The sequence below is a fragment of the Stenotrophomonas sp. MH181796 genome, assembly GCF_009659995.1.
Lineage (GTDB): Bacteria > Pseudomonadota > Gammaproteobacteria > Xanthomonadales > Xanthomonadaceae > Stenotrophomonas > Stenotrophomonas riyadhensis.
In genome coordinates this window covers 482,015-505,236 of sequence record NZ_RAHU01000004.1, presented here as the reverse complement: position 1 = coordinate 505,236, position 23,222 = coordinate 482,015, and the positions used below count along the sequence as shown (strand labels likewise).

General features: G+C 65.0%; 21 protein-coding genes and 1 tRNA gene. 4 read left to right on the top strand and 18 right to left on the bottom strand.

Annotation, left to right across the window (positions count from 1 at the left end; all coding sequences use genetic code 11):
• Positions 1 to 6 precede the first annotated feature (6 nt).
• The 18 genes from nuoN to D5301_RS12430 form a co-directional block, all read right to left on the bottom strand.
• Complete coding sequence (nuoN, locus tag D5301_RS12515) at positions 7 to 1,467, bottom strand: NADH-quinone oxidoreductase subunit NuoN (protein ID WP_032128648.1); 1,461 nt, start codon at positions 1,465 to 1,467, stop codon at positions 7 to 9.
• Between the two features lie 15 nt (positions 1,468 to 1,482).
• A complete protein-coding gene (locus tag D5301_RS12510) occupies positions 1,483 to 2,991 on the bottom strand; it encodes an NADH-quinone oxidoreductase subunit M (RefSeq protein ID WP_049437087.1) in 1,509 nt (502 codons plus the stop codon).
• 23 nt (positions 2,992 to 3,014) lie between these two features.
• Positions 3,015 to 5,174: an NADH-quinone oxidoreductase subunit L gene (nuoL, locus tag D5301_RS12505; protein ID WP_110712983.1), complete on the bottom strand. Its 2,160-nt coding sequence runs from the start codon at positions 5,172 to 5,174 to the stop codon at positions 3,015 to 3,017.
• A gap of 7 nt (positions 5,175 to 5,181) precedes the next feature.
• The gene (nuoK, locus tag D5301_RS12500) at positions 5,182 to 5,487 is read right to left on the bottom strand and encodes an NADH-quinone oxidoreductase subunit NuoK (RefSeq protein ID WP_005417921.1); all 306 of its coding nucleotides are present in this window, start codon (positions 5,485 to 5,487) and stop codon (positions 5,182 to 5,184) included.
• Complete coding sequence (locus D5301_RS12495) at positions 5,484 to 6,140, bottom strand: NADH-quinone oxidoreductase subunit J (protein ID WP_032128645.1); 657 nt, start codon at positions 6,138 to 6,140, stop codon at positions 5,484 to 5,486. The genes nuoK and D5301_RS12495 overlap by 4 nt, the downstream gene beginning before the upstream one ends.
• A 9-nt stretch (positions 6,141 to 6,149) precedes the next feature.
• A complete protein-coding gene (nuoI, locus tag D5301_RS12490) occupies positions 6,150 to 6,638 on the bottom strand; it encodes an NADH-quinone oxidoreductase subunit NuoI (protein WP_006381128.1) in 489 nt (162 codons plus the stop codon).
• Between the two features lie 3 nt (positions 6,639 to 6,641).
• On the bottom strand, positions 6,642 to 7,736 hold the full coding sequence (nuoH, locus tag D5301_RS12485; RefSeq protein WP_006381129.1) for an NADH-quinone oxidoreductase subunit NuoH: 1,095 nt from the start codon (positions 7,734 to 7,736) through the stop codon (positions 6,642 to 6,644).
• Positions 7,733 to 9,967 (bottom strand): NADH-quinone oxidoreductase subunit NuoG, encoded by a 2,235-nt coding sequence (gene nuoG, locus D5301_RS12480; protein WP_006381130.1) that lies wholly within the window; start codon positions 9,965 to 9,967, stop codon positions 7,733 to 7,735. The genes nuoH and nuoG overlap by 4 nt, the downstream gene beginning before the upstream one ends.
• Entirely contained in the window at positions 9,964 to 11,304 is a 1,341-nt protein-coding gene (gene nuoF / locus D5301_RS12475) for an NADH-quinone oxidoreductase subunit NuoF (protein ID WP_005410459.1), read from the bottom strand. Before nuoF ends, nuoG begins: the two co-directional genes overlap by 4 nt.
• 4 nt (positions 11,305 to 11,308) lie before the next feature.
• A complete protein-coding gene (gene nuoE, locus D5301_RS12470) occupies positions 11,309 to 11,836 on the bottom strand; it encodes an NADH-quinone oxidoreductase subunit NuoE (protein WP_005410460.1) in 528 nt (175 codons plus the stop codon).
• A gap of 97 nt (positions 11,837 to 11,933) precedes the next feature.
• Entirely contained in the window at positions 11,934 to 13,241 is a 1,308-nt protein-coding gene (locus D5301_RS12465; RefSeq protein WP_110712985.1) for an NADH-quinone oxidoreductase subunit D, read from the bottom strand.
• Positions 13,238 to 13,987, bottom strand: a complete 750-nt coding sequence (locus tag D5301_RS12460; RefSeq protein ID WP_005410462.1) for an NADH-quinone oxidoreductase subunit C — start codon at positions 13,985 to 13,987, stop codon at positions 13,238 to 13,240. The genes D5301_RS12465 and D5301_RS12460 overlap by 4 nt, the downstream gene beginning before the upstream one ends.
• Before the next feature lie 33 nt (positions 13,988 to 14,020).
• Entirely contained in the window at positions 14,021 to 14,575 is a 555-nt protein-coding gene (locus D5301_RS12455) for an NADH-quinone oxidoreductase subunit B (RefSeq protein WP_005417936.1), read from the bottom strand.
• Positions 14,566 to 14,922, bottom strand: coding sequence for an NADH-quinone oxidoreductase subunit A (locus D5301_RS12450; RefSeq protein ID WP_008265012.1), 357 nt, complete (start codon positions 14,920 to 14,922; stop codon positions 14,566 to 14,568). The genes D5301_RS12455 and D5301_RS12450 overlap by 10 nt, the downstream gene beginning before the upstream one ends.
• Positions 14,923 to 15,033: 111 nt before the next feature.
• A tRNA-Leu gene (locus tag D5301_RS12445) sits at positions 15,034 to 15,118 on the bottom strand.
• A gap of 51 nt (positions 15,119 to 15,169) precedes the next feature.
• Positions 15,170 to 15,607, bottom strand: coding sequence for a preprotein translocase subunit SecG (gene secG, locus D5301_RS12440; protein WP_153855818.1), 438 nt, complete (start codon positions 15,605 to 15,607; stop codon positions 15,170 to 15,172).
• Between the two features lie 31 nt (positions 15,608 to 15,638).
• Entirely contained in the window at positions 15,639 to 16,394 is a 756-nt protein-coding gene (tpiA, locus tag D5301_RS12435) for a triose-phosphate isomerase (protein WP_153855817.1), read from the bottom strand.
• A 689-nt stretch (positions 16,395 to 17,083) separates the two neighbouring features.
• On the bottom strand, positions 17,084 to 18,061 hold the full coding sequence (locus D5301_RS12430) for a 2-oxoglutarate and iron-dependent oxygenase domain-containing protein (protein WP_153855816.1): 978 nt from the start codon (positions 18,059 to 18,061) through the stop codon (positions 17,084 to 17,086).
• A 153-nt stretch (positions 18,062 to 18,214) separates the two neighbouring features.
• Between D5301_RS12430 and D5301_RS12425 the strand changes: the two genes are divergently transcribed.
• The 4 genes from D5301_RS12425 (at position 18,215) to galE (ending at position 23,207) form a co-directional block, all read left to right on the top strand.
• Positions 18,215 to 20,095, top strand: a complete 1,881-nt coding sequence (locus tag D5301_RS12425) for a DUF3413 domain-containing protein (protein WP_153855815.1) — start codon at positions 18,215 to 18,217, stop codon at positions 20,093 to 20,095.
• Between the two features lie 18 nt (positions 20,096 to 20,113).
• Complete coding sequence (locus D5301_RS12420; protein ID WP_110712990.1) at positions 20,114 to 21,259, top strand: glycosyltransferase family 4 protein; 1,146 nt, start codon at positions 20,114 to 20,116, stop codon at positions 21,257 to 21,259.
• A complete protein-coding gene (locus D5301_RS12415; protein WP_014037956.1) occupies positions 21,252 to 22,109 on the top strand; it encodes a polysaccharide deacetylase family protein in 858 nt (285 codons plus the stop codon). Before D5301_RS12420 ends, D5301_RS12415 begins: the two co-directional genes overlap by 8 nt.
• Positions 22,110 to 22,184: 75 nt before the next feature.
• Positions 22,185 to 23,207, top strand: a complete 1,023-nt coding sequence (gene galE, locus D5301_RS12410; RefSeq protein ID WP_110712991.1) for a UDP-glucose 4-epimerase GalE — start codon at positions 22,185 to 22,187, stop codon at positions 23,205 to 23,207.
• Positions 23,208 to 23,222: the final 15 nt, after the last annotated feature.

Genomic DNA, 23,222 nt, shown 5'->3' with positions numbered 1-23,222 from the left:
CAACTTTTATGCAAGATGCGCAAATGCCTGCTGGCACCAGACCATGATCGGGTTCCAGGCCAGGCCCAGCGCCAGCAGCGCCAGCGCGTTCACGCCCAGCACCAGGCCCAGCACACGGTCGTTGCTGCGCGGCATGGCCTCGCCCACCGGCTCATCGAAGTACATGACCTTGATGACGCGCAGGTAGTAGAAGCAGCCGACCACGGCACACAGCACGCCAAGGATGGCCAGCCACAGCAGGCCCCCGTTGACGGCCGCGCCCAGCACCGCCAGCTTGGTCCAGAAGCCCAGGAACGGCGGGATGCCGGCCAGCGACGCCATGATGCACAGCACCAGGCCGGCCATCCACGGGTTGCGGGCGTTGAGGCCCTTGAAGTCTTCGATGTTCTCGGCTTCGAAGCCGGCACGCGACAGCGCGATGATCGCGCCGAAGGCGGCGGTCGACATGATGGCGTAGGCCAGTGCGTAGAACAGTGCGGCGGCATAGCCCTGCGAACCGCCACCGGCAATGCCCATCAGCAGGAAGCCGATGTGCGAGACGGTGGAGAACGCCAGCATGCGCTTGAGGTTGCTTTGCGCGATGGCCATCAGGTTGCCGATGACCAGCGAGACCGCGGCCAGGCCGGCGATCAGCAGCTGCAGTTCGGTCGACAGCGGGCCCACGCCCATTTCCAGCAGGCGGTAGGCCATGCCGAAGGCGGCCAGCTTCGGCGCCGAGCTGATGAACAGTGCGATCGGTGCCGGGGCACCCTGATACACGTCCGGCAGCCACATGTGGAACGGCGCGGCACCCAGCTTGAAGGCGACGCCGGCGATCATGAACACCGCACCGGTGATCAGCAGCACGCGCTCTTCCGAGTGCGGGATGGCCTCGCGGATGACGTCGAGGTGGAGGCTGCCGGTGGCGCCGTAGATCAGCGACATGCCGTACAGCAGCAGGCCGGAGGCCAGCGAACCCAGCACGATGTACTTCATCGCCGCTTCCGAGGCCAGGCCGTTCTCACGGTTGCTGGCGACCAGGGCGTAGGAGCACAGCGCCAGCAGTTCCAGGCCCAGGTAGACCATCAGCAGGCTGCCGGCCGAGACCAGGATCATCATGCCGGCGGTGCCGAACAGGATCAGCACCGGGATCTCGCCCTGGAACAGGTTGCGATCGCGCAGGTAGCGCCAGCCGTAGACCAGGGTCAGGCCGCTGAGCAGCACGATCCCGGTCTTCATCACGTCCGCGGCGGTATCACGCACGAACATGCCATGGAAGACCTCCCCCTGCCCGCCCACGCCGGTGGCCAGCATGAACAGCACCACGGCCAGCGCAGCGAGCGAGAACAGGTGGGTGACGATCTTGTTCCGGTTGCTGACGAACAGGTCGAGGATCATCAGGGCGAAGGCGCTGCCGATCAGCACCAGCTCGGGAGCGAGCGGTGGCAGGTCAGCGGCGGTCAATGGCAGCAGCGGCGAGGTGGTCATCATCAAATCCTGGAATTACAGCAGCTTGCTGGATGCGATCTGCATCGCCAGCTTCGCGATCGAGGGCTCCATCAGGTCGGTCAGCGGCTTGGGGTAGATGCCCAGGGCCAGCACGCCGATGGCGAACACGCCCAGCACCAGCCATTCGCGGCCGTTGATGTCCTTCAGTTCGGCAACATGGCTGTTGGCCACTTCACCGAAGAAGATGCGCTTGTACAGCCACAGGGTGTAGGCGGCGCCGATGATCAGGGTGGTGGCCGCGCCCAGCGCGATCCACGGATTACGCTGGAAGGCCGACAGGATGACCATGAACTCGCCGACGAAACCACTGGTACCCGGCAGGCCCGCGTTGGCCATGAAGAACAGCATGGCGAAGGTGGCGAACCACGGCATCACGTTGACCACGCCGCCGTAATCGGCGATGCGGCGGCTGTGCATGCGGTCGTACAGCACGCCGACGCAGGAGAACATCGCGCCCGACACGAAGCCGTGCGAGATCATCTGCACCATGGCGCCCTGCAGGCCCAGGCGGGCGGCATCGGCGTTGCCGGCTTCACGCACCAGCCACAGGGCAATGAACGTGCCCAGAGTGACGAAGCCCATGTGCGCGATCGACGAATAGGCGATCAGCTTCTTCATGTCGTCCTGCACCAGGGCGACGAGGCCGACGTAGATCACCGCGATCAGCGACAGCGCGATCACCAGCCACGCCCATTCCTGCGACGCGTCCGGGACGATCGGCAGGTTGAAGCGCAGGAAGCCGTAGCCACCGATCTTCAGGGCGATGGCGGCCAGGATCACCGAACCGGCGGTCGGCGCTTCCACGTGGGCATCCGGCAGCCAGGTGTGGACCGGGAACATCGGCACCTTGACCGCGAAGGCGATCAGGAAGGCGAAGAAGATCCAGGTCTGTTCCTTGGCCGACAGCGGCAGCGCGTACAGGTCGGCCAGCTGGAAGCTGCCCCCCTTCATGTACAGGTAGATCAGCGCCACCAGCATCAGCACCGAGCCGAGGAAGGTGTACAGGAAGAACTTCAGCGCGGCGTAGATGCGGCGCGGGCCGCCCCAGACACCGATGATCAGGAACATCGGGATCAGCATCGCCTCGAAGAACACGTAGAACAGCATCGCGTCCGTGGCCGAGAAGATACCGACCGTGACGCCTTCCAGGATCAGGAAGGCGGCCACGTACTGGTTGACGCGCTTGTCGATGGCGCTCCAGGCGCCGATCAGGGCAAGCACGCTGACCAGGGTGGTCAGCAGGATCAGCGCCACGGCGATGCCGTCCACGCCCAGGTTGTAGCCGATCTTGTACGCCGGGATCCAGGCATGCGTCTCGACGAACTGCAGACCGTCGATGCCCGCGTTGTAGCCGCTCAGCAGCGAGAGGCTCGCCACGAACGTCAGCACCGCTACGCCCAGCGACGCCCAGCGGGCGGTCTGCGCATCACGGATCGCAAGGATCAGGGCACCACCGATGATCGGCAGCCAGATGAGGACACTGAGTAGAGGCCAGTTCGACACGTCTTCTTATTCCGTACAGGTCATCAACGCAGGTAATGCATCAGCACGCCCAGAAGGGCAATCAGGCCGATGATCATCGCGAAGGCGTAGTGATAGAGGAAACCGGATTGGGTACGACGCAGCACGCCGGCTGCGACGTCCACAACACGTGCCGAAAGATTGACCACGCCGTCGACGATGTTGCTGTCGATCCAGCGTGCGACCTTGCCCAGCTTGACGCTGCCACCGGCAAAGCCATCGATCCACAGCTTGTCGAAGCCGTACTTGTTTTCCAGCACCGACACCAGCGGGGCGAAGGTCTTGCGCGCCTTGCCCGACAGGTCCGGCTTCCACAGGTAGAACAGTGCAGCCAGCAGGAAGCCCGCCAGGGTCAGCCAGAACGGCGGCAGCATCATGCCGTGCAGCGCGAACGCCACCGGACCATGGAACTCTTCGCCCAGGAAGCCAACGGTGTTCTTGGCCGGATCGTAGAAATTCACGATGCCGGTGAAGAACGTCTGCGCCTGGCCCTTGATGGCCTCGTGCGCATGGTGGCCGGCCCAGTCGGTGCCGTGCAGCATCGGACCGATGCTGAAGAAACCGATGGCGATCGACGGAATGGCCAGCAGGATCAGCGGCAGCGTCACCACCCACGGGGTTTCGTGCGGCTCATGCGCACCGTGGCCATGGCCGTGGTCGTCATGGGCATCGCCGTGGTGGGCGTCGGCGGCGTGATGATCGTCATGGCCATGGCCGTGATCATCATGCGCGTCGCGGAAGCGCTCCTTGCCGTGGAAGGTCAGGAACAGCAGGCGGAAGCTGTAGAAGCTGGTCACCAGCACGCCACCCAGCACTGCCCAGTAGCCATAGGTGGCCACCCAGCTGTTCTGCATGTGGGCGTGGATCTCGGCCGCCTCGATGATGGTGTCCTTCGAGTAGAAGCCGGAGAAGAACGGCGTACCGACCAGGGCCAGGGTACCGATCCACATGGTGACGAACGTGATCGGCATGTACTTGCGCAGGCCGCCCATCTTGCGCATGTCCTGCTCGTGGTGCATCGCGATGATGACCGAGCCGGCGCCCAGGAACAGCAGCGCCTTGAAGAAGGCGTGGGTCATCAGGTGGAACACGGCGGCCGAGTACGCCGACACGCCCAGTGCAACCGTCATGTAGCCCAGCTGCGACAGCGTGGAGTACGCGACGACGCGCTTGATGTCGTTCTGCACGATGCCGATCAGGCCGGTGAAGAAGGCCGTGGTGGCACCGATGAACAGGATGAAGTTCAGCGCGGTCTGCGACAGCTCGAACAGCGGCGACATGCGGGTGACCATGAAGATACCGGCGGTCACCATCGTCGCGGCGTGGATCAGCGCCGAGATCGGGGTCGGGCCTTCCATCGAATCCGGCAGCCACACGTGCAGCGGAACCTGGGCCGACTTGCCCATGGCACCGATGAACAGGCAGATGCAGATGACGGTGGCGATCGACCAGATCACCGGCTCGTTCAGCAGCTGCATGCCGAACAGGGTGCCGTCCCAGATCTGCAGCTGGGCGCGCGGGTCAGCCAGCATGCCGGCCTGCGAGAACACCTGCGAGTAGTCCAGGGTGCCGAACACCCACAGCACGCCGGCGATGCCCAGCAGGAAGCCGAAGTCACCAACGCGGTTGACCAGGAACGCCTTCATGTTGGCGAAGATCGCGGTCGGGCGCTTGAACCAGAAGCCGATCAGCAGGTACGACACCAGGCCCACCGCTTCCCAGCCGAAGAACAGCTGCAGGAAGTTGTTGCTCATCACCAGGGTGAGCATCGAGAAGGTGAACAGCGAGATGTAGCTGAAGAACCGCTGGTAGCCCGGATCGTCCTGCATGTAGCCGATCGTGTAGATGTGGACCAGCAGCGACACGAAGGTCACCACCACCATCATCATCGCGGTCAGCTTGTCGACCATGAAGCCGACGTGGGCCGAGTACTGGCCGACTTCGAAGAACGTGTAGATGTTCTGGTTGAACGGCTGCGCGCCGCCCCAGAGCAGCTGGTAGAGCGTGTACATCGACAGGCCGCAGGCCACCGCGACGCCGAGGATGGTGATGGTCTGCGCGCCGAAGCGCTTGACCTGGCGACCGAACAGGCCGGCGATGATGCTGCCGAACAGCGGTGCAAGCACCACTGCGATCAACAGACTCTTGGAGAGAGTGATTTCCATCTGTGGATCAGCCCTTCAACGAATCGACTTCGCCGACATTGATCGTGCGGCGGGTACGGAACAGGGTCACCAGGATCGCCAGGCCGATGGCGGCTTCCGCGGCGGCGACGGTCAGGATGAAGAACACGAACAGCTGGCCGGACGGATCGCCCAGCTGACGCGAGAAGCCGACGAAGTTGATGTTCACCGACAGCAGCATCAGTTCGATCGACATCAGCAGGACGATGACGTTCTTCCGGTTGAGGAAGATGCCGGCCAGGCTGATGGCGAACAGCACCGCGCCCAGCGCAAGGATGTGGCCAAGGGTAATCACGGCTGGGTCTCCTCGCCGGCGGCCGGCTTGCTGTTGCTGTGCACGACCGGCGCTTCGGCGCCCATCTTGACCATGCGCAGGCGCTGGCCGGCCTTGACCATGGTCTGCTCACCCGGGTTCTGGCTCTTCACGCCGGTACGGCGGCGCAGGGTCAGCATCACGGCGGCAACCACGGCCACGGTCAGGATGACGGCGGCGAACTCGAACGGCAGCAGGTACTCGGTGAACAGCGTACGCGCCAGCCAGGTGACGTTGGAGCTGTCGGCAGCGACCGCGGCGGCGTTGTCGGCCGGGAACGGGTTGACCGCCCTGCCCTTCACGCCGATCAGGATCAGCATCTGCACCAGCATCGCCACGGCAACAATGAGACCGACCGGCAGGTAGCGGACCCAGCCCTCACGCAGCTTGGTGGGGTCGATGTCGAGCATCATCACCACGAACAGGAACAGCACCATCACCGCGCCGACGTAGACCAGCACCAGCGCCACGCCGAGGAACTCGGCGCCGACCAGCAGCCACACGCAGGCAATGGAGAAGAAGGTCAGCACCAGGCAGAGCACGGCGTGAACCGGGTTGCGCACGCTGATCACCGCACCGGCCGAAACCGTTGCCGCGATGGCGAACACCCAGAAAGCGATATTTACCCAATCCATCTCTCGACCTCAGCGGTAAGCGGCATCGGCGGCGCGACGCTCGGCGATCTCGGACTCGAGACGGTCGCCCAGGGCCAGCAGCTGCGGCTTGGTAACGATGTTTTCGCCACGATTCTCGAAGTGATACTCGAGGATGTGGGTTTCGACGATCGAGTCCACCGGGCAGCTTTCTTCGCAGAAGCCACAGAAGATGCACTTGAACAGATCGATGTCATAGCGCGTGGTACGGCGGGTGCCGTCTTCGCGCTTGGCCGAGTCGATGGTGATGGCCAGCGCCGGGCACACCGCTTCGCACAGCTTGCAGGCGATGCAGCGCTCTTCACCGTTGGGGTAACGGCGCAGGGCGTGCAGGCCACGGAAGCGCGGCGACTGCGGGAACTTCTCCATCGGGTACATCATCGTGTACTTGGGCTTGAAGCTGTACTTCAGCGTCAGCCAAAGGCCACCCAGGAGTTCGAGCAGCAGCAGGCTCTTGAAGTAATGGGTAATCCTGTTCATCACTTAGACGCCCTTTTGAATCACGCCGAAGAACACCATGACGGCGGTAACCGCGATCCACAGAATGGCCAGCGGGATGAAGACCTTCCAGCCCAGGCGCATGATCTGGTCATAGCGGAAGCGCGGGAAGCTGGCACGGAACCAGATGTAGGCACTGGCGAAGAAGAACACCTTGACGAACAGCCACGGTGCACCGCCCTTCCAGATCCAGTCGACCAGCGGCGAGACGTCGCCGAAGTTGACCCAGCCCTGGATGGGGCTCAGCCAGCCGCCGAGGAAGAAGATCGAGATCAGGAAGCTGATCAGGATCATGTTGGCGTATTCGGCCAGGAAGAACAGCGCGAACGCACCGCCCGAGTACTCGACCATGTGGCCAGCGACGATTTCCGATTCACCTTCCACCACGTCGAACGGCGCGCGGTTGGTTTCGGCAACGCCCGACACCCAGTAGATGACGAACAGCGGGAACAGCGGCAGCAGGAACCAGTCGAAGAAACCGGAATTGCCGGCCTGCGCCATCACGATGTTGCTCAGGTTCAGGCTGCCCGACGCGATCATCACGCCGACCAGGGCGAAGCCCATGGCGATTTCGTAGCTGATCATCTGCGCCGAGGCGCGCATCGCACCCAGGAACGCATACTTCGAGTTGGATGCCCAACCGGCCAGGATGATGCCGTAGATGCCCAGCGAGGTCATCGCCAGCAGGTACAGCAGGCCGGCGTTGGCGTTGGACAGCACGATCTGCGAATCGAAGGGAACCACCGACCAGGCCGCGAAGGCCGGGGCCAGGGTGATCAGCGGGGCCAGCAGGTAGATCGCCTTGTTGGCGCTGCTCGGCTGGACCACTTCCTTGAACAGCAGCTTGAAGACGTCGGCGAAGGCCTGGAAGATGCCCATGCCCACGTACATCGGGCCGTGGCGGACGTGCATCCAGCCGATCAGCTTGCGTTCCCAGACCACGTAGAAGGCCACCGAGATGATCACCGGAACGGTGATCACCAGGATCTTCAGGATGATCCAGATCAGCGCGCCGATGTCACCAAGGCCAAGCAGCCACTGGTGCAGCGGATCGACCGCGTTCAACAGCAATTCGTTCATGCAGCCACCACCGTTACGCGAGCGGCACCCAGCGGCGCGGTCGCGCCGTGGCCCGATTCAATCCAGACCGAACCCGCAGCGACGCGGGCGTCGATCACCACCGGCAGGGTGGCCTTGCCGGCATCGGTGCCGACCTTGGCCATCTGCCCTTCCTGCAGCTGCAGGCGAGCGGCATCTTCAGCGTTCAGCACGATGCGCGGGGCGTTGTTGAGCGGATGCGACTGCAGCGCCGGGGCGCGACGGACCACCGCATCGGTGCGGTAGATCGCGGCGGTCGAAGCCACTTCCAGGCCTTCGCCGGCAACCACCGGCTGTGCCGAGGCGGCAACGGCGACCGACACCGGGGCCAGGCTGGCGCGCAGGCCGGCCAGGTCGGTGAAGTCGAAACCGGCTACCGCCAGCTCACCGCCCAGGGCGCGCAGCACGCGCCAGCCCTCACGGGCCTCGCCCGGCAGCTTGCCGCCGGCACGCGCCGACTGCTCGCGACCATCGAGGTTGGTCAGGGTGGCGTCGATTTCCGGCAGCGCACCGATCGGCAGGATCACGTCGGCAACGTCGCGGGTGGAGACGCAGGCGAACTGGCTGAAGGCCACCACCTTGGCGCCGACCAGCGCCTTGCGCGCGGCGGGGGCGTCGGCGAAGTCCAGACCCGGCTCCAGGCCGTACACCACGTAGGCCTGGCGCGGCTGCGCCAGCATTGCGGCGACGTCCTTGCCGGCCGGCAGCACGCCTGCGCGGGTCAGGCCAACGGCGTTGGCACCCTGCGGGATGCGGCACAGCTTGGCACCGGTCGCAGCGGCGAAGTCACGCGCGGCGGCGCGGATCGCGGCAGCCTGCGGATGGTTTTCGGCGATGCCACCGACGATCAGCACGGTGTTGTTGCCGCCCTGCACCGCCGAACGCAGCTCGGCGTTGGCCAGCGCGTCGACGAACTTCGACGGCGCGACGATCTGCTTGCCGGCGATGCTGAAGGCGAAGTCGAAGTCCACCGGGTTGACGACGTGGATCTTCGCGCCGTTGGTGGTCTGCGCCTTGCGCAGGCGGGCGTGCAGCAGCGGCAGTTCGTGGCGGATGTTGCTGCCCAGAACGACGATGCGGTCGGCGCCTTCGATCTCGGCGAGCGGCAGGCCGAACACTTCGGCGGTTGCGGCGTCGGAGAAATCGCGGTTGTTGATGCGGTGGTCGATGTTGCTCGAGCCCAGGCCCTTGGCCAGGCGGGCCAGCAGCGCGCCTTCCTCGTTCGAGGTGGACGGGTGCACCAGCACGCCCAGGTTGTCGCCCTGGTTGGCCTTGAGGATCTCGGCGGCCGCGGCCAGGCCTTCGGCCCAGCTCACTTCCTTCCACTCGCCATTGACCTTGCGCAGCGGCTTGACCGCACGGTCTTCGCTGTACAGGCCCTGGTGCGAGTAGCGGTCACGGTCGGACAGCCAGCACTCGTTCACCGCTTCGTTGTCGCGCGGCACGGTGCGCAGCACTTCGCCGCGACGCACGTGCAGGAACAGGTTCGAACCCATCGCGTCGTGGTAACCCAGCGATTCGCGCGCGGTCAGTTCCCACGGGCGGGCGCGGAACTGGAACACCTTGTTGGTCAGCGCGCCGACCGGGCAGACGTCGACGACGTTGCCGGACAGCTCGGTGGTCAGCGGCTTGCCGTCGAAGGTACCGATCTGCAGGTTCTCACCGCGGTACATGCCACCCAGTTCATAGGTACCGGCAACGTCGGCGGTGAAGCGGACGCAGCGGGTGCACTGGATGCAGCGGGTCATCTCGGTGGCGACCAGCGGGCCCATGTCCTCGTCCGGCACCACGCGCTTGCGCTCGTTGAAGCGGCTGACCGAACGGCCATAGCCCAGCGACACGTCCTGCAGCTCGCACTCGCCGCCCTGATCACAGATCGGGCAGTCCAGCGGGTGGTTGATGAGCAGGAACTCCATCACCGAGCGCTGGAACTTCAGTGCCTTCTCGCTGCGGGTGGCGACCTTCATGCCATCCATCACCGGGGTGGCACAGGCCGGCGCCGGCTTCGGCGACTTTTCCACGTCCACCAGGCACATGCGGCAGTTGGCGGCGATCGGCAGCTTCTCGTGGTAGCAGAAGCGCGGAATCGAAATGCCGGCCTTGTCGGCCGCCTGGATGATCATCGAACCCTTGGGCACGACCAGCGACTTGCCATCGATTTCGATGGTCACGTGATCCGGTGGCACGTTCGGGTTTACGGGTTGCGCGCTCATGCGGCGGCTGCCTCCACCTTCTTGCCGTCAACCATCGAATGACCGTTGACGATGTAGTACTCGAATTCGTCCCAGAACTGGCGCAGGAAGCCCTGGATGGGCCATGCAGCCGCTTCACCGAACGCACAGATGGTGTGGCCTTCGATCTGGCCGGCCACCGCCTTCAGCTGGTGCAGGTCTTCCATCGTGGCCTTGCCGGCGACGATGCGCTCCAGCACGCGGTGCATCCAGCCGGTGCCTTCACGGCACGGGGTGCACTGGCCGCACGATTCCTTGTGGAAGAACTGGCTGATGCGGCAGGCGAACTTGACGCAGCAGACGCTGTCGTCCAGCACCACGATCGCACCCGAACCCAGGCCGGAGCCCAGCGCACGGATGGTGTCGTAGTCCATCGGCAGATCCTTCAGCTCGGCCGCGGTCAGTACCGGCATCGACACGCCGCCCGGGATCGCGCCCTTGAGGGTACGGCCCGGACGCAGGCCACCGGCCATTTCCAGCAGGTCGTGGAATTTGGTGCCCAGCGGCACTTCGAAGTTGCCGCCGTTCTGCACGCAGCCGGACACCGAGAAGCACTTCGGACCGCCGTTGGCGGTCAGGCTCAGGCCCTTGAACCACTCCGGACCGTTGCGGATGATCGCCGGCACCGAACCGTAGGTTTCGGTGTTGTTGATCGTCGACGGCTTGCCGTACAGGCCGAAGTTGGCCGGGAACGGCGGCTTGTAGCGCGGCTGGCCCTTCTTGCCTTCCAGCGATTCCATCAGCGCGGTTTCTTCGCCGCAGATGTACGCACCGGCGCCCAGCGCACCGTAGATGTCGATGTCCACGCCCGAGCCCATCACGTTCTTGCCCAGCCAGCCATTTGCATAGGCGTCGGCCAGGGCCTGCTCGAAGTGCTCGAACGGCTCGTGGTGGAACTCACCGCGCAGGTAGTTGTAACCCACGGTCGAACCGGTGGCGTAGCAGGCGATCGCCATGCCTTCCACCACCGAATGCGGGTTGTAGCGCAGGATGTCGCGGTCCTTGCAGGTGCCCGGCTCGGATTCGTCCGAGTTGCAGAGGATGTACTTCTGCATGTTGCCCTTGGGCATGAAGGACCACTTCAGGCCGGTCGGGAAGCCTGCGCCACCGCGCCCGCGCAGGCCCGAGGCCTTGACCATCTCGATGACCTGCTCCGGCGGGATCTTCTCTTCGAGGATCTTGCGCAGGGCAGCGTAGCCACCGGTCTTCAGGTAGCTTTCGTACGACCACGGGGTGTCGTAATGCAGGGTGGTGTAGACCACCTGGTGCGGCAGCGGCGCGGGGCCGACCGGACCCTTGGATTCGTGGTGATGTGCCATGCCCTTACTCCAGCCCGTCCAGCAGCTCGTCGACCTTTTCCAGGGTCAGACGCTCATGGTAGTGACCGTTGATGACCATCATCGGCGCGCCACCGCAGCCGGCCAGGCACTCTTCCTCGCGCTTGAGGTAGACGCGGCCGTCCGGGGTCGATTCACCGTGCTTGATGCCCAGCTTCTTCTCGCAATGGCGGACGATGTCCTCGGCGCCATTGAGCCAGCAGCTGATGTTGGTGCAGATGGCCACGTTGTTGCGGCCCACCTTCTCGGTCTCGAACATCGAGTAGAAGCTGGCGACCTCGTAGGCCCACACCGGCGGCAGGTCGAGGTACTTGGCCACGCCGGCGATCAGTTCGTCGGTCAGCCAGCCCTGGTTCTGCTCCTGGGCCGCATGCAGGCCCTGCAGCACGGCAGAGCGCTTGCGGTCCGGCGGGAACTTGGACAGCCAGTGATCGATGTGAGCGCGGGTCTTGTCGCTCAGCACCACCATCGGGTCGACGTCGCGCGCCGCCTCGAAATTACCTGTCGCCTTCATCGGCCGACCTCAGCGAAATGCATAACGTGAAATTCCAGAAACTGCGGCGCCGGCTTGCGCCGGCTGCCTGCAGCGGGCGTTGGCGTGGCGGACGGCATTACCGGTCAACCTCGCCGAACACCAGGTCGTAGGTACCGATCATCGCCACCACGTCGGCCAGCATGTGGCCGCGCACGATCGAATCGATCGAGGACAGGTGGGCGAAGCCCGGTGCGCGCAGGTGCACGCGGAACGGCTTGTTGGCGCCGTCGGAGACCAGGTAGCAGCCGAACTCGCCCTTGGGCGCTTCCACTGCCGCATAGGTCTCGCCGGCCGGCACGCAATAGCCTTCGCTGAACAGCTTGAAGTGGTGGATCAGCGCTTCCATGTCGTCCTTCATGTCCTCGCGCTTGGGCGGAGCGACCTTGAAGTTCTTGACCATGACCGGGCCGGGGTTGGCCTTCAGCCATGCCACGCACTGCTTGATGATGCGGTTGGACTCGCGCATTTCGGCAACGCGGACCAGGTAACGGTCGTAGCAGTCGCCTTCCTTGCCCAGCGGGATGTCGAAATCGACGGCATCGTACTTGGCATACGGACGCTTCTTGCGCAGGTCCCAGGCGATGCCCGAGCCGCGCAGCATCACGCCGGTCATGCCCCACTGGTGGGCCAGTTCCGGAGTGACCACGCCGATGCCGACGGTACGCTGCTTCCAGATACGGTTGTCGGTCAGCAGGGTTTCGTATTCGTCGATGCGCTTGGGGAACTCGACGGTGAAGTTCTCCAGGAAGTCCAGCAGCGAGCCCTCGCGCGAAGCATTGAGCTGCTTCAGCGCCTTGCCCTTGTGCCAGCGCGATTCCTTGTACTTCGGCATGTGGTCCGGCAGGTCGCGGTAGACACCGCCCGGACGGTAGTACGCCGCGTGCATGCGCGCGCCGGAGACCGCTTCATAGCAGTCCATCAGCTCTTCGCGCTCGCGGAAGGCGTACAGCATCACCGCCATCGCACCCAGGTCGAGCGCGTTGGAACCCAGCCACATCAGGTGGTTGAGGATGCGGGTGATTTCGTCGTACATGGTGCGGATGTACTGCGCACGCTCCGGCGCCTCGATGCCCATCAGGGTCTCGATCGCGCGCACGTAGGCGTGCTCGTTGCACATCATCGACACGTAGTCCAGGCGATCCATGTAGCCGATCGACTGGTTGAACGGCTTGGACTCGGCCAGCTTTTCGGTACCACGGTGCAGCAGACCCACGTGCGGGTCGGCGCGCATGATGGTTTCGCCGTCCATTTCCAGGATCAGGCGCAGCACACCGTGCGCGGCCGGATGCTGCGGGCCGAAGTTCATGGTGTAGTTGCGGATTTCCTGCCGTGCTTCGGCCGGATTGCTCGCGAACGCTTCGCGGGCCTGGTGGAACTCGCTCACTTCACTGCCTCCTGCGCGCGCTCACCTTCTGCGGTCTGCAGACGGGCGTCGTCGCGGATCACGCGCGGCACGCCGACACGCGGCTCCACCGAGGTGACCGGTTCGTAGATCACGCGCTTCTTTTCTTCGTCGTAGCGGACTTCGACATTGCCGATCAGCGGGAAATCCTTGCGGAACGGATGGCCGACGAAACCGTAGTCGGTCAGGATCCGGCGCAGGTCCGGGTGGCCTTCGAAGATCACGCCGTACAGGTCGAACGCTTCGCGCTCGAACCAGTTCAGGCCCGGCCAGATGCCGGTCAGCGAGGACACTACCGGCAGCGCTTCGTCAGGGGCGAAGCAGCGCAGGTGCATCATCAGGTTGTGCTGGTACGAACGCAGCTGGGCGACCACGGCAAAGCGCTGGGTCGGCATGTGCTGCGGGCGGGCACCGTCGGCACCGTTTTCCTCGGTGGGGAACTCGCCCCACGCGAAGCGGCCCTGGGCCTTGCCTTCGACGCCACGGCTGAAGCCCTGCGAGGACACGTCGGCGGTGTCCCATTCGTCGGAGCCATAGCCGAGGTAGTCGACGCCGCAGAGATCCACGGCCTGCTCGAAACCAAACTCGTCACGCAGCGCCAGGGCGGTGGCGTGCCACTCGGCGGCAGGCACTTCCAGCGTCACTTCGCCGCGGGGTTCGACCACGATGACCTTCGCACCTGCGAAACGTGCGGAGAGTCGGTCGATGAAGGATGCTTGCTCTGCCATGGGGGCTTGGCGCGCTCTTGTCAGGTGAAGGGGTCAGCGGGCGATGGTCTGTGTACGCCAGATCTTCTTCTGCAACTGCAGGATCCCGTACACCAGCGCCTCGGCGGTCGGCGGGCAGCCCGGGACGTAGACGTCCACCGGCACCACGCGATCACAGCCGCGCACCACAGAATAGGAGTAGTGGTAATAGCCACCGCCGTTGGCGCAGCTACCCATCGAGATGACCCACTTCGGGTCCGGCATCTGGTCGTAGACCTTGCGCAGCGCCGGGGCCATCTTGTTGACCAGGGTACCGGCCACGATCATCACGTCGGACTGACGCGGCGACGGACGGAACACCACGCCGTAGCGGTCAAGGTCCAGGCGCGCGGCGCCGGCGTGCATCATCTCGACCGCGCAGCAGGCCAGGCCAAAGGTCATCGGCCACATCGAGCCGGTGCGCGCCCAGTTCAGCAGTGCGTCGACGCTGGTGGTGACGAAGCCCTTTTCCAGCAGCGGGTTGTCGCCTTCCGGCCGCAGGATGTCATCAACCCGGCCTTCCGGCGACGGGTTGTTCATGAGGCCATCGAGAGTCTGAATCACTCCCATTCCAGCGCTCCCTTCTTCCAGACGTAAATGAAACCGAGGAACAGCATGCCGACGAACAGGCCCATGGTGATGAGCGAACGGGCACCCAGCTCCATGAAGACCTGGGTCCACGGCACGATGAAGATGATTTCCAGGTCGAAGACGATGAACTGGATCGCGATCAGGTAGTAGCGCACGTCGAACTTCATGCGCGCGTCTTCGAAGGCCTCGAAGCCGCACTCGTACGGCGACAGCTTTTCCAGATCGGGGCGGCGGGGACCGAGGAATCGACCAACCAGCATCAGCGTAATGCCGATACCGGTGGCAACGATCAGAAACAGCAGAGACGGCAAATATTCGGCCAGCACAGCGATTCTCTCTTGCCTCTGCCGCTGCGCCTGCAGGCGCTTTGGCATGGGGGAGTGGACGGGAATCTGCCTGGCGCCTTGCGCGCCAGACGAACCCGCTTTACTTACAAATGGTGCCCAAGAGGGGACTCGAACCCCTACGACTTGCGTCGCTACCACCTCAAGGTAGTGCGTCTACCAATTCCGCCACCTGGGCAAACGATCACATCAGACTATCTTCCCGATGCGCCGCGTATTGTAACCGGCTTCAGCGTTTCTGGGAGCCTTCCGAAGGCTTTTCTTCACCAGAAACCGAAGATTCCGCCTGAGCCGGCACATTCGCAGCCGGAACCGGGGCGACCGGGACCGCATCGGCCTTCGGAACGGCCGGCAGCTCGCCCGCCGGAGCCGCCGGAGCGACTGCCGCCGGGGCGGACATCAGACCCAGATCCTGGTCGGCCGCCGGGCGGCTGCCATGACCGGCATACCAGGCCATGAAGAGACTGATGCCGAAGAACACGACGGCCAGCCACTTGGTCGACTTGGACAGGAAATTCGAGGCGCCGCGCGCACCGAACACCGTACCCGAGGCACCGGCACCAAAGCCCGAACCCGCCGCCGCACCCGAACCACGCTGCATCAGGATCAGCGCGATCATGGCCACAGCGACCAGCACGTAGACGACATTGAGGATCAACATCAGCATTGGAAACCGCCCTCGGACAATACTTCTAGGATTAGTTCGCGGCCGCCGCCCTTGCGATGGCCAGGAAGTCCGCGGCCACCAGGGAGGCGCCGCCGACCAGCCCACCATCGACATCCGGCTGCGCGAACAGTTCCCCGGCATTGTCGGGTTTCACGCTACCGCCGTAAACAATGGGCAGTGAATCAGCGATTCTAGCATCGATACGCGCGACTTCGCCACGGATGAACGCGTGCACCTGCTGCGCCTGCTCCTTGGTAGCGGTACGGCCGGTACCGATGGCCCAGACCGGTTCGTAGGCGACCACGGCCTTGGCGAAGCCGGCTGCGCCGACCAGTTCCAGCACCGGCGCCAGCTGGCTGGCGATGACCGCTTCGGTCTGCCCGGCCTCGCGCTGTTCCAGGGTCTCGCCCACGCACAGCACCGGCACCAGGCCGGCGTGCTGGGCGGCGGCGAACTTGCGCGCGACCAGCTCGCTGCTCTCATGGTGGTACTGGCGGCGCTCGGAATGGCCGACCAGGCCATAGCGGGCGCCGACCTCGACCAGCATGGCCGCGCAGACCTCGCCGGTGTAGGCGCCCTTCTCGTTGCTGCTCACGTCCTGCGCGCCAAAGGCCAGGCCGGTATCACCAAAGTCCTCGACCAGCTCGCCCAGGTACGGCAACGGCGGCAGGATCACCACGTCCACCCCCTCCAGCGGCAGCCCGGCGGCGACCTGCCCCAGCAGTTCATTGGCGAATTGACGGCTGCCATGCAGCTTCCAGTTTCCGGCGACGATCTTGCGGCGCATGAGCGGGTGGCTCCTGTGTGAAGTCAGCCGGTCATGATACCCGCTACGGCAAAAATCCGTTTCCGTGTAAGCGGTTACATGGATTTTCAGCGAACGGCGCAGCCCCTCGTGGCGGGGGTGGGGTTGGTCGCGGATCGCCCGGTTGGATTGGTGAGCTTGGCCGGGCGGGTGGGGATGCCGGGGGACGCCGTAAACCCGTCCCTGGGGGCTTGGCCGCGGCATCCATGCCGCGGACACCCCCGCCATCCCCACCCGCCCGGCCTCTGACACATTCTGGCGGTTCCGCCCGCCACGGAAAGAAATAAGAAGAGCAAAAGCAAAAGCGGCATTGCGGGTAGCTGCCGGGGTCAGATCCCTTTTCCTGCGGAAAAGGGATCTGACCCCTACCCCACACGCATGGCGTGGATCTACCGTGTCGACCAAGGTCGACACCTACCGGGAATCGCGATTTACCCACCGTCACCAGGAAACTGTCGGGGGTGGGGCGGTGTGGGTTGGCAGGACCGTTGGCGCCATGGATGGCGCCATCGAGCCCCCAGGGACGGGTTCACGGCGTGTCCTGCCAGCCCACACCGCCCCGCCAAACCAGCAGAAACCCAGAGCCGCTTTGGCTTTGGCTTTGGCCTCTGCAGGTGCAGGGCGGCAGCCCTGCAAAGAAAAAGGCCGCCTTTCGGCGGCCTTCTCACTCATTACTTCAGCTTGATCTCGCGCAGGCGTTCCTCGAGGAAGCCGTGGGCGGTGATCGCCTCCGGGTACCGGCTCGGGTTCTCCGGGGTGATGCAGGACGGCAGCACGTCGATCAGGTAGTCGGGGTTCGGATGCAGGAAGAACGGCACCGAGTAGCGCGGCTGGCGCGCCAGGTCACCCGGGGGATTGACCACGCGATGGATCGTCGACGGATACACGTGGTTGGTCAGGCGCTGCAGCATGTCGCCGATGTTGACCACGATGGTGTCCGCGTCCGAAGTGAACGGCACCCATTCGCCCTCGTGCGACTGCACCTCCAGGCCAGCGGCACTGGCACCGACCAGCAGGGTGATGAAATTGATGTCGCCATGGGCGCCGGCGCGCACGTTCGGGATGTCGTCGGTGGTGATCGGCGGGTAGTGGATCGGGCGCAGGATCGAGTTGCCGAAGTTGGTCTTGTCGGCGAAGAAGTCTTCCGGCAGGCCGATGTGCAGGGCCAGCGCAGACAGCACGCGCGACCCCAGGTTGTCCAGCGCCTGGTACAGGCCGTAACCGCGCTCACGGAAGCCCTCGACCTCGGTCGGCCACAGATTCGGCGCCATCACGTCACGGTACTTCGAGTCATCGGCGATTTCACGGCCGATGTGCCAGAACTCCTTCAGGTCGAAATGCTTGGAGCCCTTGGCGGTCTCCACGCCGAACGGGGTGTAGCCACGGGCGCCGCCGCTGCCGGCCACGTGGTACTTCCGCTTGATCTCTTCCGGCAGGGCGAAGAAGGCCTTGAAGGCATCGTAGGCCGCATCGATGTCGGCCTGCGGGATGCCGTGGTTGCGGATGCCCGCGAATCCCCATTGGCGGTAGGCCGCGCCCAGCTCGGCCACGAAGGCCTCGCGGTCGCTGTCAAAACGGGTGATGTCGAGGGTGGGGATCTGGCTCACAGCGGTTCCTGGCTTGTCGTTGGGTCTGGGGGGCCAGCGCATTCATGGCCCGCCTGAACATTGTGACAGATCGCCCGGCGAACGCGACTCGATACAAGGAAACAAACCGATACAATGCGCGACCCGCGCGCATTTAACGAATCCATTACGTTGCCGGCGCGCCGCCCTCCCGCGCCGCCTCAACCCGCCAGCACCATGCCCACAGCCCCTGCCCCCGCTGCCACCTCCTACGCAGGCCCCGCCCGCCGCTGGCGCCGCCTCGCATGGTGGTCCCTGTTCGTCATGGGCAATGCATTGCTGGCGATGATGATCACCCTCGGCAACGTGCCGCTGCGCGACAACCCGGGCGGCAGCCTGGGGCTGGCCTATCTGGCGATCGCCCTGCCCGGCCACCTGCTTGCCTTCGGCGCGCTGGCCGGCCTGCTGCCGCTGCTGCTGGGCCTGTGGCAGCGCAGCGCGCGCACGCTGAGCATCAGCGCCGTGCTGCTGCAGGGCCTGTGGCTATGCCTGTTGCTGGTTGATGCGAAGGTTTTCACTCTGTATCGGTTCCACCTCAATGCCATGGTGGTGAACATGGTGTTCGGCGGCGCGCTGCAGGACCAGGTCGCGTTGTCCTGGAAAACCTGGCTGCAGGCCGGACTGCTGGTCGCCGCCATCTTCGCCGCCGAAGGCATCCTCGCCTGGGCCTGCTGGAAGCTGCTGCCTGCCGCGCCGCGCCGGCGGCGGGTACTGCAGGCCTGGGCGGTGGTCGTTCTGCTGATGGCCGGTGGCCAGGTCGCCACCGCCTACTACGATGCGCGCGGCGACCGCGACGTGATCGCCCAGTGGAACTACCTGCCCTGGGCGCAGCCGATCACTGCCAAGAGCTTCATGCGCAGGCTGGGCGTGGTCAGCGAGCAGCAGGTCGGCCTGCCCGATCCACGCCATGCGCAGCTGTTGTACCCGCTGCAGCCACTGCGCTGCCAGAATCCACACCGGCCGAATGTGCTGATGGTGGTCCTGGAATCACTGCGCCACGACGCCCTCACCCCGCAGATCATGCCGAACACCTCGGCACTGGCGCAGGACGCGCGCGTGTACGACCGCCACTTCAGCACCGGCAATGCCACCCGCTACGGACTGTTCGGCCTGCTCTACGGCCTTCCGGGCGGCTACTGGCAGAGCATGCTCGACGAGCAGCGCGGCTCGCAGTTGTTCAAGGTGCTGGGCCAGCAGGGCTACGACCTGCATCTGTACGGCAGTGCGCCGATGTACAGCCCAGAGTTCGACCGCACTGTGTTCGCGGATGTCCGCGACCAGCTGCACCAGGGGCCTTCCGAGCTGGGTTCGGAAGGACGCGACCGCAGCATCGTGGACGCGCTGCGGAAGGACATCCGGACCAGCCAGGCCGCGCACACGCCGTGGTTCGGGTTCGTCTTCCTCGATTCCACCCACGCGCCCTACCACATGCCCCCCGGCTACCCGCCGCTGGCGACCCCGATGGCGAGGGAAATCGACGTCATGAAGTTCGGCCCGGACCACGACCCGACCCCCGAACTGAACAAGTATCGGACGGCCGTGCACTACGCCGACAGTCTGGTCGGCACGCTGCTGGACGATCTTCGCGCGCAGGGCCTGGACCAGGACACGATCGTGCTGGTCACCGGCGACCATGCCGAGGAATTCAACGACCTCAAACTGAATTACTGGGGCCACAACGGCAACTTCTCCGACTACCAGCTGCAGGTACCGTTCGTGCTGCACTGGCCCGGAAAGGGCAATGCACATGAAACGCGCATCAGCTCGCACGAGGACTGGGTGCCGACCCTGATGCGCCACGCATTGGGCTGCGAGAACACGCTCACCGATTTCAGTACTGGCCAGGACCTGCTGGCCGAACCTGCGGGCGAGCGCGCGCTGGTGGTGGAAAGCTGGTCGCAACGGGCCGTCCGCCATGGCAACGCCATCTACGTGTTCGACAAGTTCGGCAACGCGACCTCGCTGGACCTGCACTACCGCCCACTGCCGCAGCAGGCCCCGGATGCCGCTGCCGTCCGTACCGCATGGGAAGCGCTGACCCGCTTCCGCAACCGCTGACCACAGAGGATGGTTTCCATGAAACGCGCACTGCGCATCCTGCACACCGAAGCCGCCAGGGGCATGGGGGGCCAGGAGATCTACATCTTCCGCCACATGCAGGTGATGCGTGCGCGTGGCCATGAGGTGTCGCTGCTGTGCCAGCCCGATGCACGCCTGGCCCAGCTGGCTCGCGATGATGGCTTCACCGTACATACCCTGCGCATGGGAGGCCTGGCACGGCTGCTGCGCGGCATCTGGTCGGTATCGCGCCTGGTGCGCCGCGAGCGCTATGACGTGGTCAATACCACCAGCCGCCGTGACGCGCTGATCGCTGCCGCCGGCGCGCGCCTGGGCGGTACACCGCTGGTGGTGCGCTCGCGCCACCTGATGAGCCCGGTCAACTCGCTGCTCACCTATACCCGCCTACCGCACCGGATCATCACCGTCAGCGACTTCGTCAAGCAGCTGCTGGTCGATCGTGGCATCGCTGCGGAGCGCATCGGCATCGTGCCCCCCATGGCGACACCACCACGCTGGAACGCCTCCGGGCAGGCCGATGCGTGGACCCGCCTGCAGGACACCCGCGCCCAGGTGCGTGCCGAACTCGGTTTCGCCGAGCGCGACATCGTGGTCGGCTGCGTGGCCGTGCTGCGCGAGCCCAAGGGCCATGCCGAACTGCTGCATGCCATTGCACCGTTGTGCAAGGCCAACCCCGACCTGCATCTGGCCGTGGTCGGCGACGGCGAGCCGGTGATGGGCCGCCTGCAGGCCCTGCGCGGCGAACTCGGGCTGGAGCGCCAGGTGCATCTGCTCGGCTTCCGCAGCGACGCCCACCGGCTGATGGCCGGTTTCGACATCTTCGCCCTGGCCACCCACAAGGAGGCTTCGGGCACGGTCTTCCTCGAAGCCGCGCAGGCGGCGCTGCCGATCGTCTCGCACCGCGTTGGTGGCGTACCTGAAATGCTGGTGGAAGGCAGCAATGCCATCCTCACCCGGCTGGGCGATGACGCCGCCCTCACCGGCGCGTTGCGCCTGCTGGTGGACGATCCGGAACGCCGGCGGCAGATGGGCCGTGCCGGTTGGGACTGGATCCGCAGCACTGCGCGGTTCAGCGCGGCCGGCCATGGCGAGGCCACCGAAAATTACTACCTCCAATGGTTGAAGGAGCTGGGTCATGGCTAATGCCAGAACCGTACCGGTGCTGATGCACCACCATGTCAGCAACTCTCCGGGCATGATCACCGTCTCCCCTGAGAACTTCGAGAGCCAGATCGCCTGGCTCGCACGTACCGGCTGGACATCGCTGACGCTGGACCAGTACGCCGACTTCCTTGCCGGCAAGCCGGTACCGCGCAAGTCGATCGTGATCACGTTCGATGACGGCTACCTGGACAACTGGGTCTACGCCCATCCGATCCTGCAGAAGTACGGCATGCATGCGGTGGTGTTCGTGGTCACCGGCTGGATGCACGAAGGACCGGTACGCCCGCACGCCGGCATCGAAGGCGCGGAGCTGCCGGTTACGCCGGAACACCGTGCCTGCGAAGACCTGATCTACAAGCAGGGCCGCAGCGACGAAGTGATGATGCGCTGGAGCGAAGCGCGCGCGGCGATCGAAGCGGGCACGTTCGAGGTCCACTGCCACACCCACAGCCACACCCGCTGGCTGAAGCGTGACGACCTGGATCGTGCACAGCGCCGCGAAGGCATCAGCGGTGACCTGGCGATGGCCAGGCAGACGCTGCTGGAGAAGCTCGGCGAAGTCTCCGACACGCTGTGCTGGCCCTATGGTGACTTCGACGATGACTACATCGAAGTGGCGCGCGAACAGGGTTTCCGCTACCTGCATACCACCCATCCGTTCGGCCGCAACGTGGTCGGTGGAGATCCGGAGCGCATCTACCGCTTCGCGATCCGCAACCGCCCGGCCAGCTGGCTTCGCAAACGCATCGCCTGGAGCTACAACCCGCTGATCGCACCGATCTTCAACGGCTTCAAGGCCCGGCAGAAGAAGATGGTGCCGGGCCCGTAAACGGCGCGAATGCACCGGTCCCGGCGATCGGGCAGCACCCGATTCTTGAATGGATTCGAAGGAACAGTGAAGGCAATGAACGTACTGGTGACCGGCGGCGCTGGCTATATCGGCTCGCATGCATGCGTCGAGCTGCAGCAGCAGGGGCACGATGTCGTCATCGTGGACTCGCTGTGCAACAGCGACGCCGGTGTCGTCGAGCGCATCGGGCGGATCACCGGCGCGGCGCCGGTGTTCGTGCAGGCTGACATCCGTGATCGACCGCGCATGACCGCCCTGATGCAGCAGCATGCGATCGATGCCGTGCTGCACTTCGCGGCGCTCAAATCCGTGGGCGAATCGCAGAAGGTGCCCCTGCAGTACTTCGACAGCAACATCAGCGGCACGATCGCCCTGCTCGGTGCGATGCAGGATGCCGGGGTGACGCTGCTGGTCTTCAGCTCCTCCGCCACCGTGTACGGCAACCAGGAGCACTGCCCGGTGGCCGAGTCCGCTTCAACCTGTGCGATGACGCCCTATGGCCGTACCAAGCTGGTGGTGGAACAGATGCTTGCAGACCTGATCGCCACGGGCCAGGACCTGCATGTGGCGACGCTGCGCTACTTCAATCCCGTCGGCGCGCATGGCACGGCATTGATCGGCGAGCTGCCGCAGGGGACACCGAGCAACCTGATGCCCTACATCGCGCAGGTTGCCGCCGGACTGCTGCCGGAAGTCCAGGTCTTCGGTGATGACTATCCGACCCATGACGGCACCGGCGTACGCGACTACATCCATGTGCAGGATGTAGCCAATGCCCATGTGCTGGCCCTGCAGTTCCTGCGCGATCAACGGCGCAGCATCACGCTCAACCTCGGCACCGGCCAGGGCCACAGCGTGCTGGAGCTGATCCAGGCGTTCGAGCAGGTCACCGGGACACGGATTCCGTTCCGCATCGTCCCGCGACGCAATGGCGACATCGCGGTCAGCTTCGCCGACGCCTCGCTGGCGCTGCGCGAGCTGGGCTGGAAGGCCCGGCACACGCTGGCCGACATGTGTCGCGACACCTGGAAGTGGCAGCGGGAAATGCCGACCCAAGCGCCACCGTCACGCCCGTGAGCGATACACCGCACC